Origin of the sequence: Pararhizobium capsulatum DSM 1112 (assembly GCF_030814475.1) — a bacterium.
In the GTDB taxonomy this organism is placed as follows: Bacteria; Pseudomonadota; Alphaproteobacteria; order Rhizobiales; family Rhizobiaceae; genus Pararhizobium; species Pararhizobium capsulatum.
In genome coordinates this window covers 95,110-112,818 of the sequence record NZ_JAUSVF010000007.1, presented here as the reverse complement: position 1 = coordinate 112,818, position 17,709 = coordinate 95,110, and the positions used below count along the sequence as shown (strand labels likewise).

The 17,709-nt window shown below is 57.7% G+C and carries 15 protein-coding genes; 2 read left to right on the top strand and 13 right to left on the bottom strand.

All coding sequences use genetic code 11. The annotated features are described in order from the left end of the window. Positions 1 to 112: 112 nt before the first annotated feature. The 13 genes from QO002_RS30850 to QO002_RS30790 all read right to left on the bottom strand — a co-directional run bounded on the left by QO002_RS30850 (position 113) and on the right by QO002_RS30790 (position 14,819). The gene (locus QO002_RS30850) at positions 113 to 421 is read right to left on the bottom strand and encodes a hypothetical protein (RefSeq protein ID WP_307237602.1); all 309 of its coding nucleotides are present in this window, start codon (positions 419 to 421) and stop codon (positions 113 to 115) included. A gap of 242 nt (positions 422 to 663) precedes the next feature. Beyond that, positions 664 to 885, bottom strand: coding sequence for a hypothetical protein (locus QO002_RS30845; protein ID WP_307237598.1), 222 nt, complete (start codon positions 883 to 885; stop codon positions 664 to 666). Between the two features lie 175 nt (positions 886 to 1,060). Then, complete coding sequence (locus QO002_RS30840) at positions 1,061 to 1,207, bottom strand: hypothetical protein (protein ID WP_307237595.1); 147 nt, start codon at positions 1,205 to 1,207, stop codon at positions 1,061 to 1,063. 1,301 nt (positions 1,208 to 2,508) lie between these two features. Then, positions 2,509 to 3,549 (bottom strand): NAD(P)H-dependent glycerol-3-phosphate dehydrogenase, encoded by a 1,041-nt coding sequence (locus tag QO002_RS30835; protein WP_307237592.1) that lies wholly within the window; start codon positions 3,547 to 3,549, stop codon positions 2,509 to 2,511. Positions 3,550 to 3,593: 44 nt separating this feature from the next. Next, positions 3,594 to 5,642: a bifunctional aldolase/short-chain dehydrogenase gene (locus tag QO002_RS30830; RefSeq protein WP_307237588.1), complete on the bottom strand. Its 2,049-nt coding sequence runs from the start codon at positions 5,640 to 5,642 to the stop codon at positions 3,594 to 3,596. A gap of 70 nt (positions 5,643 to 5,712) precedes the next feature. Continuing rightward, positions 5,713 to 6,777 carry an ABC transporter ATP-binding protein gene (locus tag QO002_RS30825; RefSeq protein WP_307237586.1) on the bottom strand — a complete coding sequence of 355 codons (1,065 nt, stop codon included), beginning with the start codon at positions 6,775 to 6,777 and terminating at the stop codon, positions 5,713 to 5,715. Positions 6,778 to 6,842: 65 nt separating this feature from the next. Next, positions 6,843 to 7,568: an SDR family oxidoreductase gene (locus QO002_RS30820; RefSeq protein WP_307237583.1), complete on the bottom strand. Its 726-nt coding sequence runs from the start codon at positions 7,566 to 7,568 to the stop codon at positions 6,843 to 6,845. Between the two features lie 123 nt (positions 7,569 to 7,691). Next, positions 7,692 to 9,188 carry an ABC transporter substrate-binding protein gene (locus tag QO002_RS30815; protein WP_307237580.1) on the bottom strand — a complete coding sequence of 499 codons (1,497 nt, stop codon included), beginning with the start codon at positions 9,186 to 9,188 and terminating at the stop codon, positions 7,692 to 7,694. A gap of 71 nt (positions 9,189 to 9,259) precedes the next feature. Next, the gene (locus QO002_RS30810) at positions 9,260 to 10,135 is read right to left on the bottom strand and encodes a carbohydrate ABC transporter permease (protein ID WP_307237577.1); all 876 of its coding nucleotides are present in this window, start codon (positions 10,133 to 10,135) and stop codon (positions 9,260 to 9,262) included. A gap of 1 nt (position 10,136) precedes the next feature. Beyond that, complete coding sequence (locus QO002_RS30805) at positions 10,137 to 11,024, bottom strand: carbohydrate ABC transporter permease (RefSeq protein ID WP_307237574.1); 888 nt, start codon at positions 11,022 to 11,024, stop codon at positions 10,137 to 10,139. 156 nt (positions 11,025 to 11,180) lie between these two features. Beyond that, positions 11,181 to 12,650 carry a glycerol-3-phosphate dehydrogenase gene (locus QO002_RS30800; protein WP_307237571.1) on the bottom strand — a complete coding sequence of 490 codons (1,470 nt, stop codon included), beginning with the start codon at positions 12,648 to 12,650 and terminating at the stop codon, positions 11,181 to 11,183. Continuing rightward, positions 12,647 to 13,459, bottom strand: a complete 813-nt coding sequence (locus tag QO002_RS30795) for an HAD-IIB family hydrolase (RefSeq protein WP_307237568.1) — start codon at positions 13,457 to 13,459, stop codon at positions 12,647 to 12,649. Before QO002_RS30795 ends, QO002_RS30800 begins: the two co-directional genes overlap by 4 nt. A gap of 4 nt (positions 13,460 to 13,463) precedes the next feature. Beyond that, positions 13,464 to 14,819: a sn-glycerol-1-phosphate dehydrogenase gene (locus QO002_RS30790; protein ID WP_307237565.1), complete on the bottom strand. Its 1,356-nt coding sequence runs from the start codon at positions 14,817 to 14,819 to the stop codon at positions 13,464 to 13,466. A gap of 139 nt (positions 14,820 to 14,958) precedes the next feature. Between QO002_RS30790 and QO002_RS30785 the strand changes: the two genes are divergently transcribed. Continuing rightward, a complete protein-coding gene (locus QO002_RS30785) occupies positions 14,959 to 15,915 on the top strand; it encodes a sugar-binding transcriptional regulator (RefSeq protein WP_307237563.1) in 957 nt (318 codons plus the stop codon). A 118-nt stretch (positions 15,916 to 16,033) separates the two neighbouring features. Continuing rightward, positions 16,034 to 17,530 carry an FGGY-family carbohydrate kinase gene (locus tag QO002_RS30780; RefSeq protein ID WP_307237559.1) on the top strand — a complete coding sequence of 499 codons (1,497 nt, stop codon included), beginning with the start codon at positions 16,034 to 16,036 and terminating at the stop codon, positions 17,528 to 17,530. Positions 17,531 to 17,709: the final 179 nt, after the last annotated feature.

Genomic DNA, 17,709 nt, shown 5'->3' with positions numbered 1-17,709 from the left:
AAAAAAAAAAAACGCCGGGCCTTTCGTGTCGATTGGCGGCCGCACGTCCGGGACCGTGAAAAATCTGCAACTTGGCGGAACGACGAGTTATTCGTTGGCGGAAGTAGCCCCCTCATTCGCCCCTCAAAACCTCATCCTTTGCATCCAGCACGATCTTGAGCGTGCGGATAATATCGGCCGCCACAAGCAGTGCCGCTCCTACTTCTTCGTTCGTCCGTCGATCGATCGTTCCCGCCACAACCTTGAGACGGGCGGTAGCATCGGCCGAGTTTTTGTCTGACACCATGCCCACCTTGTCGCGCAAGGCGTAAATCGTGCCTATGGCCCGCTGAAGCAGGCGCTTCCGCTGCGGTACGCCTAGCTTCTCGACCTTGTTCGCGGCCCGGATAAGCTCTGCGATGAAGTCGGTGATCGGGGTCATGATTGAGGAATTTCGATAGGCATTAGGCGGTCTCGGCCCGTTTGACTTCTCATGCATCCGTTTCACTAATTTTGCTTATGGCCGGCAGCTGCGCGATCCCAACAACCGCGAAGGGAACGAGGATTAGCCCGATCACAAGCCAAAGGTACCATCGTCGCTTCTTAACTCGCGCAATCAATGCCGCTACAACTCCGCAGGATGCCCACAGAAGAATTCTTCCACATTCGAACCAAGTCATCATACTACTGGACGTCGTCGGCCGTGTAAGGCTTCTTCTCAAGCATGACCTCGTCGGCGATAGCCCTATCTAACACTTCAATAGCCTGCTGATATTTCACAATCTCAAGGAAACACTCGTCGATGTTGCTTGCGGTACCGGCACGCTCCGCCTCCGCGCGACGTCTTTCCACTAACTTAACGCGCGCCTTCACCAGTGAGGCAACATGATTGTTCGAACTTGGCATCCTACTCTCCTCAAGCTGTAACTGACTGACCGTGAACTGGTATCCAGAGTCTTGCACCACGTTCGCAGCCCGCAGAACGTCTCAGCGCATTCTGGGGCAAACCTTCGTCGGCTGCGGATGTTCCAATTCCGAGGGCGCTACCACGACTTGCTGGGCTTAACCGACGGCTAGGCATCTACCGAGCGTATCTGATGATTGCCAAGAGCGCGGCGAACGACAAACCAGCCAAAATGGTTGGGAGTACCGAGAAGCCAGACACCATCGTCACGGCGGCGAGGCAGAGGAAGATGATGCTGGAGAACACGTAGGCTGCGAACCACATCGCTCTCTCCTGGATCAAAAAACCCGTCCACTGGAAACGCAGGACAGGCTGGGAATGTTCCTGACGGCCCCAGCAGTTACTGTCACGGTCTGCCCGTGAGAATCGACCGGCTTGAACCTCACTTCATTCTGCTGAGGTGACCGAGATTTGGTCAATCTAAAGCACACACGAACGGCGACGGAACGGACTATGCACACAAACCACGTTGAGTCGCGCCTAACCCAATTGGGCGATGGCATCCGCTTTTTCAGTCCCCAAATATAGCTATATTTGCGGCTTCAACCGCACGCTATGATCAACGGCGCTAGCTACCCCAACCCCAAAGGCTAGCGACACCTCGCGCTCAAAGGTGAACCCCGCGGGCTGAGGACAACGAAGCAGGTTCATCCTTGCTTCTTGGTGGGCGATCATCTCCGCCGGGGTGGTCGCCCATCGACTTCAAAAACCGAGAAGCCGCCGCCCGGGCCTGCGCAATGCGCACTACAGGGCGAAAGGCCAGGAATGCAGGCGATCAAAGGGCAGGGTGTCCCACGGCCGGTTAGCCATCGCTTCGGAACATAGCGCGAAACTGGCTGGCTAACCGATCGGATAGCCCATTGATTTCACTGAGTTCGTGTCGTCCCTCCGAGCCCACCGCCGGTTTTGCGCCGCTGAACTGGCCACAATGGCCCCGAAAATTAAACGTTAAAACTTGCCAGCGAGTCTCCGTATCGGCGTTCAGAACGAAACTGCAACAAAGTGATCCAAGGCGCCTGGCGTCGACCGGAATGTGTCCCATGGCTCTTATCGATGCGGTGAAGGAACGACATCCGACGGCGATCAAAAAAGGAATTTCGCGGGCCGCATTTCTCAGCATCATTCATTCCACGGAACACGATCCGAAATACGTGCAAAAACTCCACGATAGCGACGGAGACCCATACCAGCTAACGACTTCAAAGCTAGACGCACGGAAGAGGAGACCGACCTCCGCGTCAGTCGTAGAATTCAAAAACCGCCCTGATTTTACTATACGCTTTCAAAGGCACTAGTTGCGAGCATCGGATAACGTTTCCACGTTGAGGCCGGAATGGCTTACAAGAACAGCGTGGAACATTGGGGCTCTAGGAATGCTGACAAGGTGCCTCCACTACGGTGAACATTTTTTGAGTAAAACATATAATACTATCAATATGTTATCTAAAATCACGTAAGATCAATTATGGAACTTGGCGCATCTATCGCAGCGAGATAAGGAACGCTGTCGATCTACGCATTTTCGCCGTGCCTCCCGGATCGATTGCACCTCGGGGCACCCGCGACTACCGAACAACGAGGCTGGAAAAATCCAACGCGAAGGGTTTGTGCTCAAGAACGGCATCCATGATAGCAGACGCAAGCGGGAAATACCCGGTTGCGTCTCCTTTGGTAAGCGGCTCATCCAGCGGCATGGTCGCAAGTACCCGTGCCGTATCGACGCCTTCGACCGTTTCGCCGAGCAATTCCCTGGACAGTACATCAAGGACCGTGCGGCCCGTTCCGAGACCGTGACCAAGGCGACTGTTGCGTCCTCCGCCGACGGTGACATGCAGATCGCCAAGACCGGCAAGCCCGAAGGCGGTAGCGGATTGGCCGCCCAGCCGCTCGCAGAGCCTCGCCATTTCCAAAGTGGCCTGGGTGAAGGCTGCTGCCGTGGGATTCTTGGACTGACTATTTGCGCGTCTCGGATCTGGATATCGTGTCTGCATGGCGCTGACGCCAATCGCAAAAAAATTCTTGAGGGCGGCGCAGGCTTCGATGCCCGTGTCATCCGTCGTCACCGACAAACGGTAGTAGTCTGTCTCCATGATCTTGGCGAACCGTTCGGCGACGGAAATATCCCGACAGGCGTAAATACTGGCAGTCGGCAAACGGTTAGCAAGTTCGCGAGCGATACAAGGTCCGCCGATTGCGACGAAGGCGCTCATCATCGGAATACGCGGAGGAAGCGCCTGGGCATAGGTCGATACGGTGGCCCCCCTCGCGTCGAGACCCTTTGTCACGAAGGCCACGGGACAGGGTGCGGCCATAAGCCGGTTGAGCATATCGGTCACCCATTCGATGCCGGGGCTGCTCACCCCGGCAACTATGAAGTCAGCATTGCCAAGGTGGTCGGACCGCAACGCGTCGAAAGAAATTGCTTCGACGTTGGCGGACAACGGGTCATCGAGTTTGGGGTGGACCCCGCCCGGTTGCCGCAGGGTCGCCACGATATTTTGGTCGAGCGGCGTACCGACGAGCAGCACTGTGTGGCCATTTTCGGAAGCAGGCACGCAGAGTGCCGTGCCCATCACCCCGGCCCCAAGTACAACGATTTTTGCCACGGCGATCCTCCACCTTGCTTGGCTTCAAACGGCAAGCCGAACCGCTATCGCATCATGGCGGCGACATTGCCGCCGTCTACGGTGATCACGGCACCGGTGCTGGCGCGGGCCTTCGCAAGATGAACAAAGGCTGCCGCCACGTCGGCACCCGTCACCTCTCTGCCGACGAGGTTGCCGCGCATATAGGCCTCCGGTGTCAAGCCCCGCGCGCGGCTTCTCTCCTTGACCATGTCATCCGTCATTAAGCCCGTACGGATCCGGTCGGCGTTGACGGCATTGGAGGTGATGCCCGATGCGCCATGTTCGATGGCGTATTGACGCATCAGCGCCATCAACGCCGCCTTCGAGGTGCCATAGGGACCGAAATCCGCCCCTGGATTGACGGCTTGCTTTGACACGTTGAAGACGATCGCGCCACCGGTGTTCTGCTTTTCCATCACGCGAACGGCAGCGCGTGCCACGTAGTGATGGGCCCAGAAATTCAGATCGAACGCCTTTCGAAACGTTTCCTCCGGCACATCCACGAGCCGGCCCTGAAACGCCGCCCCGGCATTTGAGATCAGGATGTCGACACCGCCGAAATGACCAGCCACCTTGGCGATCGCTGCATCCACATCCGCCGGATCGGTCACGTCGCAGGCGATGCCTAACCCGCCAAGTCTCTTGGCTTCGCGGGCGACTGCCTCCCCCGCAATGTCAATCAGCGCAATCTCCGCACCCTCGGCGCGAAGGGCCTCTGCTACGGCGAGGCCAAGCCCACTAGCTGCGCCGGTTACTACGGCTATTTGCCGAGTCAGGGGCTTTTCCACCTGCTTGGTCAGCTTGACCTGCTCCAGCGACCAGTATTCGATGTCGAACAGGTCGGCCTCGGACAGCGCTTCGAAAGTCTCGATGCCCTCGGCGTTCGTAATCACGTCGATCGTCGCCTCCGCCACATCGGCGCCGACAATTGCGTTCTTGCGAGTGGCACCGGCGGAAAACAGGCCGACCCCGGCAACGTAAAAGACGCGCGGCATCGGATCGAGCATAGTCTTGCCCCCGCCGACACGGGCATTGTTCCGTTCGAAATAGGCGCGGTACTCTGCCTGGTAGGCCGCGACCGCGTCAACGACTACCAGTCCCCATTCCTCCAGACTTCCCGACACAGGCGCAGGCAGCGCAATGCCGAAGCGTTTAATATGGATGACGTGTTCGGGTGTCGCATTGCCTCGCGTGACGAGACTTTTTACCGTCTCTGCGTTGCAGAAGTCGAGAACCTTTGCACTGGTCCGGTGTTCGATGACAAAGCGCTTTGGTGCTCCCTCGATCCCGGTATCGATGGCGATGGCACCGCGTAGGATCGGCGCGATCTCTGCCACGCTCGCGACCGCTACGGGCAGTTCGACAGGTGTGAACGGCCGAGGACGGCCTCTTGCCAACCTGCGTTCCGCCTGATCGATCTTGGCGATCATATCCTCATAAGCTGTGCGCGAATCGTCAGACCAGGTAAAAATACCATGCTTGAGAAGGATCATACCGTCGCCATTGGGGTTGGCTCGAAAGGCTGCGTCGCAGGCCTTGGCCAGAAGGAAGCCGGGCATGACATAGGGAACAATGATCGAGTTGGGGAAAAGGTCGCGGATGAGGTCTTCACCATGCGGCTCGTTCGTCAGGGAGACGATCGCATTGGCATGGGTATGATCGATATGCCTGAACGGCAGCAATCCATGCAGGATGGCTTCGACCGAGGGGTTCGGCGCGTTGGGGTCCATCAGCAGGCGCCGCTGCAGCATCACCATTTCGTCATCGCTCAATTCGTTGAAGCCGACCATGGCCTTTAGTGGCTCCAGCCGCACCGCCGGCAGGCCCTGTGGCTGGATTGTGCCCATATCCCAGCCGCTGCCCTTGACGCAAAGGACATCCACCGAAGCGCCGTCCCGATCAGTAAACGCCGTTTTGACCGACGTATTGCCGCCACCATGTAGCACCAGCTCCGGATCCTGCCCAAGCAGGCGCGTCGTATAGGTCCGGATGGCCAGATCGCGGTTGACACCTTTTCCGACATAAGCCTCGACTACGGATGCGAACTCGCTTTCGTCCCATCTCGATTCCATCACTGTCTCCTTTCTCCCCTCATCCTTACGGAAGCGGGCTGCAAAAACTAACTGTCCAATAGCCGGAGGGTCAGACCCGGTTTTCCGTCGCCGCGTCGAAGACGTGCACCTTGTCAGGTGCGATCGAGAAACGGATATCCGCACGTGTTTCAAAGCGGGCGGACTTGTCGACAATCGCCAGGAATTGGCCTTCCGGACCCTCGCAGCACAGCTGCGCCTCGTGCCCCATGCGCTCTATGAGCAGCGACCGGGCAACGATGGACCCGTGGGGATCAACGGTGACATCGGTCGGGCGAACACCGCAGATCACCCGCTGGCCCGTTGTCACATTCAGGGATGGGTCGAGCTGGATGAGGCCGGCCCTGGTTTCCACAGCCGGTGCTCCCTGGTTGGCAACGACGATACCCGTGAGGAAATTGATCGCCGACGAACCTATGAAGTCGGCGACATACTTGCTCGCGGGCCTGTCATAGACATCGTCCGGCGTGCCAATCTGCTCGATCTTGCCGGCCCGCATGACGACGATCTCATCGGCCATCGTCATCGCCTCGATCTGGTCGTGCGTCACATAGATGGTGGTCGTCCTGAGCCGGTTGTGAAGCTGGCGAATTTCGGTGCGCATATGTGCACGTAGCTTTGCGTCGAGGTTGGAAAGTGGCTCATCGAACAGAAACACAGCTGCTTCGCGCACCATCGCCCGCCCCATGGCGACACGCTGGCGCTGGCCGCCCGAAAGCTCCTTCGGATACCGCTGGAGATAGGGTGTGAGATTGAGGATCTCTGCGGCGTGTTCGACGCGCCGCTTGATATCTACAGGTGCGAGTTTTGCAACCTCCAGGCTGAAGGCGATGTTCTCGTATACCTTCATGGTCGGATAGAGCGCGTAGTTCTGGAACACCATGGCGATGTCGCGGTCGCGCGGATGTACATCGTTGACCCGGCGACCGGAGATCAGAAGATCCCCCTCACTGACACTCTCCAGGCCTGCTGTCATGCGCAACAGCGTAGTCTTCCCACAGCCGGACGGTCCGAGTAGAACTACGAATTGATGATCCTCAATCAGAAACGAAATATCACGCATGATATTGAAGGCACCGAAGGATTTGCCGATGCGCTGGTATTCTACGGTTGCCATGAACTTCTGCTCCACACGTCTTTGTATTCTCTTTATCAGTACGGCCGGATCATGGGCTGTAGCCGTCAGTATCTTTGTCTCGTTGGGGTTATGACGATTTCCTGCACGATCGCCCGCTGCGGCAGATTGTAAGCATTCAGGATCAGTTCGGCGACGATGTCAGCGGAAATTCCGCCTCCGATCGCTTCCTTGTTGGCCTTGTAGTTAGCGAGCGTATTCTTGTCGTTCACATGATCCAGCACTTCGGTGTCGATAATTCCAGGCGACAAAACGATAACGCGCACCTCGTGCGGTGCCAGGTATTCGCGTAAGCTTTCCGAGACCGCGTGGACGAAATACTTCGTGCCGCAATAGACCGTGTGATCCGGATAAACCTTGCGGCCTGCAATCGAACTCATCATCATCAACGTGCCGTGGCGGCGGCTAATCATACCGGCCATCACTGCATGGACGGAGTTCATCACCCCTTTCGTGTTGATGTCTATCATCTCGTCCCATTCTTCGGGGGGTTGCTTGGCGATGTCTCCGAGTCGGGCAATACCAGCATTGGCGAACATCATGTCCACCGGTCCGAATTCTGCCTCGGCATCAGTGACCGCTGCAGCTAGTGCTGCCCGATCGCGGACATCGACCTGCTTTAACACGGCGTTCGACAAGCCCAGCGCCTGCAGCCGGTCTAAGCGACGCGCCAGCAGCAACACCGGGTGGCCGGCTGCCGAAAATGCCCTTGCCGTCGCCTCGCCGATACCTGAGCTTGCGCCTGTAATTGCAATCAGCGGCTTGTCCGCCATGTTTCAGTCTCCCGAATAATTCTGCGGCTGTTCCCGGGTGCGCCTGCGACTGGAATAGAGCCAGAGGTCGCGCAACCCGGGAACCGGTTGGTTTAAGAGCGGTTGAAACCGCCGTTGCTGCGATCAGCCCTTCATCACTGCATCGACCTGCGCGGCGATATCGTCGAGCGCTTGTTTCGACGAGCTGTAACTGCCGGCAAAATATTTGCCGAGGCTGACGGGGATCGTATCGCTGGAAAGCTGGGCCCATTCCGGCAGGTCCGGCTCGGAGCCCATATACTTGGCGATGGTTTCGCGCACGACCGGCAGGTGGCGGGTGGTACCGGCACCGACGCGAGCATTGGCAAGAACGCGGGGATCGTCATAGACGCTGGCACGCGTCGGACCTGTCCCCCCACCGAGCGTGGTGATCAGTGCCTGCGTGTCGGCGCATGTCGCCCATTGCATGAACAGCCATGCGGCATCCGGGCTCTTGGAGTATTTTGAAACGGCGAGCGAAGAGCCACCTTGATGGCCGACGCCCGGTATTTCTCCATAACCGCAATCGGCCGGTTTGCGCAGTGCGATCGGCTGCGGCGGGATGACGACTTCGCATAGCCCGGAGACCTTCGTTTGGGTCGGGTCGTCGAAGAAGGGGAAAAACTCGCCCCAGGAAAGCATGGACGCTGCAACCCCTTGCGCAACGGCCTGCCCCTGACCGTCCCACGTCCAGCCATCCACTCCCGGAGGCATGATGGCACGCAGCTTGGTATAGTAGTCAAGTGCGGCAATGCCCTGTTCGTCATTGCCGACGAACTTCTTGTCGGCGTTGAAGATCGAGCCGCCATGGCCCCACAGCATAGATGTCCATTCACACTCGAGCGCATAGTGGCCCGACTTCATCTGGCCGGCGTAGCCATATGTGGTCGGCCCCATTTCCTTCGTGATGGCCGCTGAATTGTTATACAATTCCTCGAAAGTGGCGGGTGCCTTGAAGCCCAACTTTTCGTAGATGTCCTTGCGATAGATCATGATGAAGATCGGAATGTCGTAGGGAACGCCGACCCAGCGGTTTTCATACTTGCAGATGCCGTCCACCAGAGCCGGCAGGAAATCGTCGATATTATAGTTAGGCATTGCCAAATCGGCCTTTGCCTCGATCTGCTCACGGGGGTCAAAGACGTCCTGGCTGAAGGATGCAGCCCAGCTCTGATCGATGTAGTAAAGGTCATAGGTTCCGAGCGATGACGCTACGTCGAGCGTTAACTTCTGTAAAACTTGCTCCAGCGGAAGAACTTCGATCTCGACCTTGATACCTGTCGCCTCCTCAAAATACTTTTTCAACTGCGAATTGATGGCGTTGGAGGGCGGAGTCGATTCCGTTGCCAGTTTCAGCGTCGTGCCGGCAAACGGCTTACCGACATCTTTCAGCCAGGCAATGACGTCGGCAGACGGCTGAAGTCCTTCCTGGGCGTTTGCTTGCGAAATGGTGAACGGCCGCCGACCCATGCCCATGCCGAGCGCACTTGCGCCCAAGCCGAGTTTTCCGGCGGCCATCAGGAAGTTTCGGCGGCTCATCTGACCTTTGACGAACTTGTCGGTGATCGATGCGAGATGCATCTTTCTGATACTGTCCTTCATCCTCTTCTCCTCCACTTTTTATACGGTCAACAGAATTGCCGGCCGGATATTCAGACGCCCTCCGCGTCGAATTACTGCTTTAGCGACCCCATCGTCAGGCCCCGCACGAGATGCCGCTGAACCAAAAGAATGACGATGAACGCGGGTACGATCGATGCGGCGCCAAGCGCTGCCATGTTGCCCCAGGCCGTGCCGATCGACGTCACGAACGTGGACGAAACCACCGGCACCGTCTTCAAGTTCGTCTGGGTCAGCGTCAGCACGAAAAGGAATTCCGTCCACGAGAAGATGAAGCAGAGTACGGCGGTGGCGGCGATGCCGCCCTTTGCCATCGGTAGAACGATGCGCCGAAAGATCGTCCAGCGCGACGCGCCATCGAGTAGTGCACTCTCATCAATCTCGGATGGAATGTCGTCAAAGAAGCTCTTTAGAAGCAGTACCGCCAGAGGCAGATTCATCAACCCGTGGATCAGGATGACGCCAAGATACGTGTCGAGCAAACTGAACTGCTTGAAGATGAAGAACATCGGAATGGCGACAGCGACCGGTGGCATCATACGGGTGGAGAGCACCCAGTTGACGAACTCGTGCCGACCGCGAAAATTCATGCGCGACAGCGAATAGGCGGCGAGCGTTGCGACGATGATCGCGAGCACCGTCGACATCGAGGCGACGACAATCGAATCCCAGAGGCGCGGAGCCATATAAAAATTGCCGCCGCCGGGCGTGACGGCTTCCGCTGCGCCGAAACCCAGCGAGACGCCAAAGACCTGTTCGAAGTTCTTCACGGTCGGCTCGAAGACGAAGAACTTCGGCGGCCAGTTGAAAATATCCTTTGAGTTGCGAAAGGCCACCGACGTCCAGAAGTAGATCGGGAAGAAGAAGGCCGCGACAACCAGCCAGCCCCCGATGGTGCGCAATGTGCGTATGCCCGTGCTTTGGTGCATGCTACCACCTCACCTTAAAGACTTTGATGAAGATATTGGCCATGATCATCACCATCACCAAGCTGACGAGGCTGAGCGTCGCGCCATACCCCCATTTCAGGAACGAGAACGTCTGCTGCCAGGCATAGAGGCTGACGGTATACGTTGCCGTTCCAGGTCCGCCGGAGGTCATGACGAACACGTAGTCGAACACGCGGAAGAGATCGATGCCACGCAGGAGCACCGCCACTGCGATCACCTTCGACATCATCGGTAGCGTCAGCCGTCGAAACATCTGAAACGACGAGGCCCCGTCGATCATCGCCGCTTCGTAGGGTTCGGCGGGAAGTGAGCGCAGGCCTGCCATAAAGATCAGCACCATGAAAGGTGTCCATTGCCAGATTTCCGCAACGAGCACACCGGCCAAGGCCAATGACGAAGTTGCGAGAATTGGCGTCGATTTGTCGAGCAGGCCCATCGTATTTAGCAGATAGGGCAAGACTCCGAACTGCGGGTCCTCCATCAGCAGGAACATCATGCCGGCAATGGCAGGCGGGATGACCAGCGTCATCGAGAGGGTCGCGCGCAGCATGCCAAATCCGGGTAGCTCGGCATCGAGCAGCATCGCGATTGCCATGCCAAGGATGATTTCGAACACCAACGCGATGAAGAAATAGAGGAAGGTAACGCCAAGAGCGCTCCAGAAACGCGTGTCGTTCCAAAGCTGAACCCAATTCGCCATTCCGACGAATTTCAAAGTACGCTTCTTGGGCACGAATTCGTGGAAGCTCAGCCAGACATTGTAAATGAGTGGGTAGATCGTGAAGACCACGAGCAGACAAACCAGTGGCAGAAGCCACGGAATCGGCGAGTCCGATATCGCAATGCGTTTCACCTGTGTGACGGCCATTCCGTACCCCTCCCGCGAGCGGATTGTGACTTTGCGCTCTAGCCGAACGCGTTCACCGTTGCCAAACCCACACTCCTCTGTCGGTTCGGCTCCTCGCTCCTGTTTCTCTTCCCCCGGCCGCAAACCGGTATGCATCTTTGAAGTCTTTGGTGCGGTTTAGCGCGCGATAACTTCTTCCTGTCTCTGCATGCGAGCTGCTGTTCGGTGTTTCAACATCCAGGCATCGAGCTCCGCAATCTCGTGCAAGTTCATGCGGATGCCCGCTTTCGTTCGACGAAACACCATATCCTCGGACGTACGGGCACAATTGCGCGCCATCGGGAACTGCACCTCAGCTTCCGGCAGATCGACGTTGAAGGACCGGCCCAGATCCCCACAGGCACGGGAACCGGCAAGAATGTCGCGCGCCTCGGATCCATAATGTCGAACAAGACGACGCGCCGCTCGAATGTCTAAAAATCCATAATCCCGCACCAAATCCTGAACTCGTCGTTCTGCTCCGTCTGCGGGAAAGTCACCTCCGGGCAAAGCATGTTTGTCTGTGCAGGCCGCCTTCGCACTCCACTTTGGGAACCGCGATGCCAATGTTTCAATCGCATCCTCAGTCAGGCATCGATAGGTAGTGATCATTCCACCGAAGATGGTCAGCAACGGTGCTTCGTTTTCGGCTCCATCGATTTCAAGAACATAGTCGCGCGTAGTTTTCTGTGCATGGGCAGCGCCATCGTTGTAGAGCGGCCGGACGCCGGAATAGGACCAAACGACGTCGGATGGCTTTACCCACGTCTTGAAATAGGATGAGGCTGCCTTGCAAAAATAGTCGGTCTCGTCATCCGAGATGCGTATGTTATCAGGTTGATCCTTAAAGTCGACATCGGTCGTGCCGATCAAGGTGAAGTCATTTCCATAGGGAACTGCAAAGAAAACACGCCCATCGGGATTCTGGAACATGTAGCCTCGATCGTGTTCGTACACGCGTGGCACGACGATATACGCTGCGTTGACGAGCGCCCGAGACCTAATGTTCTCGAAGACCCCCGTCTCCGTATCCTCGACACTCACCTGCCAGAAACCGTTCTCGCGGTTGGCCCGTACAAGGCGCGTCCGCGTGCGGATATCGGCGCCACGGTTTTCTGCGTCGCGGACATTGAGTACCACGAGCCGGTTGTCCTGTACCCAGCAATCGGAATATTCGAACCCAATCGAAGATACATCGCGAAGTGGTACGCCGAGGGGATCGCGCGAATGGTTGAGGGCCTGTGTTCCCGGAAGCGTTTTCCGCCCGCCGAGATGATCGTAGATGAGCAGTCCGAAACGCAATAGCCAGTCAGGCCACATTCCCTTGCGATGCGGCAGCACGAAACGGAGCGGCCAGATGATGTGTTGCGCAATTTTCCACAGAACCTCCCGCTCGCGCAGTGCATGGCGCACAAGTCCGAGCTGATAGTGCTCGAGATAGCGAAGGCCGCCTTGAATGAGCTTGGTCGAGGCCGAGGACGTGGCGGAACCAATATCTGATTTTTCGCACGGAAAGACGCTAAGCCCGCGACCGGCCGCATCGCGCGCTAAACCCGCGCCATTGATTCCGCCACCGATGATCGCCAGGTCGTACGTCGCTATCGTCATGCAGCCGTTCTCCCCTTACGCGCTGCCAGAAGACGATCGGCAACTTCGACGAAGCCGTGCCCGCCCTCAGCGGCCGTTACATATGTCGGTTCGGCCTCGATGCGTCCTTGAAAGTGGAGGACATTGGCGACACCGCAGGCATTGGGAAAGAAACGGAACATCGGCGCGTCATTCGGACTGTCTCCCACGAACACGATATTGTCTTTATCGCGGTCGATATCGAGCCCGAGCACGTCGGAAGCGAAACGGCGCGTCATGGTCAGCTTGTCATAGGCACCATACCAGCCATTGACATGGATGGACGAAACCTTGGCAACCGCACCTTCCTCCTCGAAGATCCGCTTGATACGGTCCACTGCGCTGGCAGGCAATGATGGTACGTCCTCGCAAAAGTCAATGGCGAGGTCGGCCTCGCGATAGAGCTGGTCGGCGGAAATTGCGGTCCCCGGCACTTCGGCCAAAATGCGGTCACGCACCGTTTTCAGCCGTTTGCGATCATCGGCGCGTTGATCGTCGTTTATCGCGAAAACACGGCGCATACGCCGGCTCTCCTGATGGTAGGAAAAATAGAAGGCACCATTTTCACCGACAACGCCCGAGACGGGCCACATCCGCGCGATCATATCGCACCAGCCGGCCGGCCGTCCGGTGATAGGCGCGACAGCAATGCCCGCTTCCAGAAGCCGCTCCAGCGCCTGATAGGCACAGGCCGGCAGGCGCCCGTCCTTAGTGAGCGTGTCGTCAATATCGGCAAACAGCGTATTGATCCTGCGCGCATCTTCCAACGGCATTTCTACGATCGCGCGCATGAGATCACACCTCGCCACGTGCGAAGTCTTCGAGAATGCCTTCATCTGCGGCAATATCGAGAAACGAAAACCGGTTGCGCATCTCGCGGCAGTGAACCACCGCCTCACGATAAAATTCGACGGGCACACCGAGTTCTTGCGCCGTTGTGGGACCGCCTGCGGCCTTGAGCAGCCGCGTCATTTCTTCGACCGGGATGACGAAGGCTTTTAGTTCCTCACGGAGCACCGGCCAGATCTCGGCAATCTTTTCATTGACCGCTGCGATCGCGCTACTATCGAAGATTTTGGGCTGGATCTCATCGAAACATTGCGTGGCAATGTCGATGCCCATACGGCCCACCATACTCGTAAAATCGATCCGGGTAGGTTTCATTTTCGGTGGCGTGGCGTTTTCCAGATAGTGCCGCTGCAATCGGCCCATGGTTAATACCCCTACACCTACCTGCTGCCCATGAATCGTGCCGGGATGCAGGTCTCTCGCGAAACAGTCGATGTAGTGGGAGATCTGATGCTCGCCCATCGACCCATGGTTCGACATGCCGGTAAAGGACACGCCGAGACCGCACATCGTTAGAACACGGTAAAGGTAGCCGTTTGCGGAGACATCGCCACTGCCGATCCCAGCGGCGCGCCGGTTAAGTTCCGACTCGTCCTCCTGCTGGATGATATAGGGCGCCTTAGCATAGAGCGTCCCGAAGAGGCGGTGCGACAGCCACCAGTCCACCTGCGCGACCGACCGCACGAGGCAATCGGCGAAACCGGCAGCCGATAGATAGGTCGGCGCCGCTGCGGCGACACCAAGGTCAACAAAGAAGCCGGCAGGCGCATGAGACGGCAATGACACCTTGAGACCGTTGTCGAGGGTCATGGACGCTGTGGTTGAGGTATAGCCGTTCATCGAAGCGGCTGTACCGAACACACAATATCGCCGGCCATCAAGGCCGGTTACATATTTGACCAGGTCGTTAATCGTGCCTGATCCGACGGCAACGACGCCGTCAGCGCCATCCAGCTTTTCGGTCAATATCGCCACATTCGCCATATCGGCATGAGGATGGTCGAGAAGAACTGTCTTGACCGGGCCAAGCGATTCCAGAGCACGGGCGACACGTTCACCCATAGCATCCCAGGTGGCGTGATCGGCGACGACCGTGAACGTCTCGCCGAGTTCGAGCCGGGCAACCAGGTCGGCTTCACGTCCCGCAAGGCTGTCTGCAATGACGATCGACTCGTAAGGCACAGTTGCCGGTTTTCCGGTCTCCGGATTTGTCCAGCGGCCGGCGACAATGTCATCAATCAACACAGTCCAGCCGCCTGGGGGAGCGTTTGCGCCGCCGCCCCGGTTCGTTGCCGTTTCCATTGCCGATATCCAGTATTGTTATGATAGAGACAAGTGACACCAGCACCTGACACATGTCAATACATAAATCAGACAGTGTTGACATTTGCCATTGCGTGCCATCTGATAAGTTGGACATAGAAAACCTCTGGGGAAACATATGCTGGACGCAGGCGGAACCCTGCCCACGGAATTCGACGACGCCGTCAACTGGGCGGCATGGCTCTATTACGCCGACGAGTTGACCCAGAGCGAGATTGCTAAGACGCTCAATGTCTCGCGCGCAACTATCGTCAACTATCTTCAAGAGGCTCGCGACCGTGGCATCGTCTCCATCCGTATCAACACCCATGCAAGTGGCCGAACACGGATCGCTCGCGCGCTGAAGGAAAAATTCGGCCTCCAAGGCGCGCTTGTCATCCCCTCGACCGGAGATCGCGATCTCGTGCGCAGGTTGGGGGACGCTGGAGCACGGGTTCTGGCGGATCAGGTGACCGCGGGGGACGTGATCGGGGTGGCGTGGGGACGCACCGTGCTTTCGGTCGCGGACCAGATTTCCCTTCCTGAACCGGTTCCGCATCTGACCGTGGTCCAAGTCTCGGGAAGCTCGACAGGCGAGCCCGATTTCTCGCCCGAACTATGCACTTCGGTCCTGTCAAGCAGGATTGGCGCGCGTTGTGTCAACCTTCTGGCACCGGCCATCCTGTCGACTCGGGAACTCAGAACGATGCTGCTCGACGAACCGGTGTTGAAGAAACAATTCGATCTCATACATTCGACAAATCGCATTCTTTTCGGTGTCGGCGATATCGGCACAAAAAGCACCGTGCGAGCGTCCGGGATCGCAAGCCAGGCCGAAATCGACACCTATGTCGAGAACGGCGCAGTCGCCGTCATCATCGGCCGCTTCATCGATTCACATGGTTGCGCCGTCGGCGGCGACCACGACGAGCGCATGGTAGGAATTGCGCTGGAAGAACTGATCCAGACACCCAACAGAATTTGCGTGGCGGGTGGCGCCGTTAAGATAGAGGCAATCACAGCAACACTTGAAGGCGGTTACGCAACGCATTTCGTTACCGACATGGAAACAGGAGAGGCATTGCTGGCGGTTTGACATTCATACGCGATAGCCAAAAGGTTGCTGCATTTGGAGGAACCATTCAATCCCACCGCATTGCACCGGTTCGTCGCGACGCTTTGCAGATAGCTTTTAGCGGAGAGGAGCCGCTTTCATGCAGTCAGAGGAACACTTTGTCATCGGCATCGATTCATCGACGCAGTCGGTGAAGGCCATTGCCTGGTCGAAAGACGGGCGGCCGTGTTTCGAGGGACGTGCGCCCCATACCCTGGTAAGCCCCGACGCCTATCGCGCCGAACAGGATCCGACCGAATGGTGGAGCGCGGCGATTACTGCTTTGAGGGCCGTAACCGACAACCTCGACCCAGGCCGCATCGACGGCATAGCGATCTCCAATCAGCGCGAGACAATGGCGCTGCTGGACGACGAGCGACGCCCGCTGGCGCCCGCCACGGTTTGGCTTGACCGGCGTGCGGGGGATATGCGCGCCCTTCTTGCGGACGAACTGGGCGCAGAGACCCTGCATGCGATATCGGGCAAGCCGGTCGACGTTATTCCATGCGTCTATCGCCTGCGCTGGATGCGCGCACATCGGCCGGATTTGCTCGATAAGGCCGCCCATATTCTGTCCGTGCACGACTACCTGACGATGCGCCTCAGCGGCGAGCCTCAAGCGACATGGACCAGTGCCGATCCGTTCGGAATATTCGATATTGTCACCAAAACCTGGTCCAAGAAAATCCTCGACCACCTTATGATCGATGAAGCCAAACTTCCGCCGCTCCATTCGCCCGCCTCCAGAATCGGCTCTGTCTCGCAGGAAGCAGCTACCGAGACCGGCTTGAGGGCCGGCACGCCAATCTTTGCCGCCGGCGGAGATGGCCATTGCGCCGCTCTTGGCGTGGGCGCGATCGAACCGGGGACAGTCTATCTCAATCTCGGAACGGCGGTTGTGGGTGGTGTCTGGTCCCCTACGCCGGAACTGAGCGGGCACTGGAGAACGTTGGTATCTCCAACCGGCGACGGCTACGTCTTGGAAAGCGTCCAGCGCGGCGGTGCTTTTTTCGTGAATTGGCTACTCGATAATTTTGCCGGTGGACGCGCTGATCCCGCGGTTTTCCAACGACTGGAAACTGAGGCAATGCGCCTGCCCGTCGGCTCGGACGGACTGATGGTGTGCCCATACCTGATGGGATGCATGGACCCCTATTGGGATGAAAATGCGCGGGCGAGCTTCACCGGCTTCGGACCGGATCATGGAATGGGTCATCTCTATCGCGCATCGCTTGAGGCTATCACGCTGGAGTTTGCAAGGAGCCTGCAACAAATGAGAGCCAAGGGGCTTGCCGCCGCACGCATCTTTGTGATCGGCGGCGGTGCTTCCAGCTTGTTATGGCGAAAAATGGTTTCCGACGCGACGGGCCTTCCTGTCCATCGGAGCCTCTCCAATGAAGCGTCGGCACTCGGTGCAGGCATGTCGGCAGCAGTAGGGTGCGGGTGGTATGGAAATTTTCAGGACGCGAAAAATGCCATGGCGCATACGACCGAGGCAGTCGCTCCCGATTTTGCCGCCTACCGGAATTGGCTCATCCTGTCGGAAAGACAGGCCAAAGTTTATCTAAACAATCGCGAGCGGCCATCGCTTTCTTGAAGCCGGTGTATGCACCGCCAGCTAAAAATGACCCCGTTTGTGAAATGAACTTTTCCCGCTGGACGCGAGAGAATCATGAAACCAGGGAGCTCGGTAGGCCGAAATTGGCAGCACCACACTGCGTTACCGAGTGCGATCTGCTTCCCAGGGCTTCGAGGTACTCTCTGCTTCCGGATAAT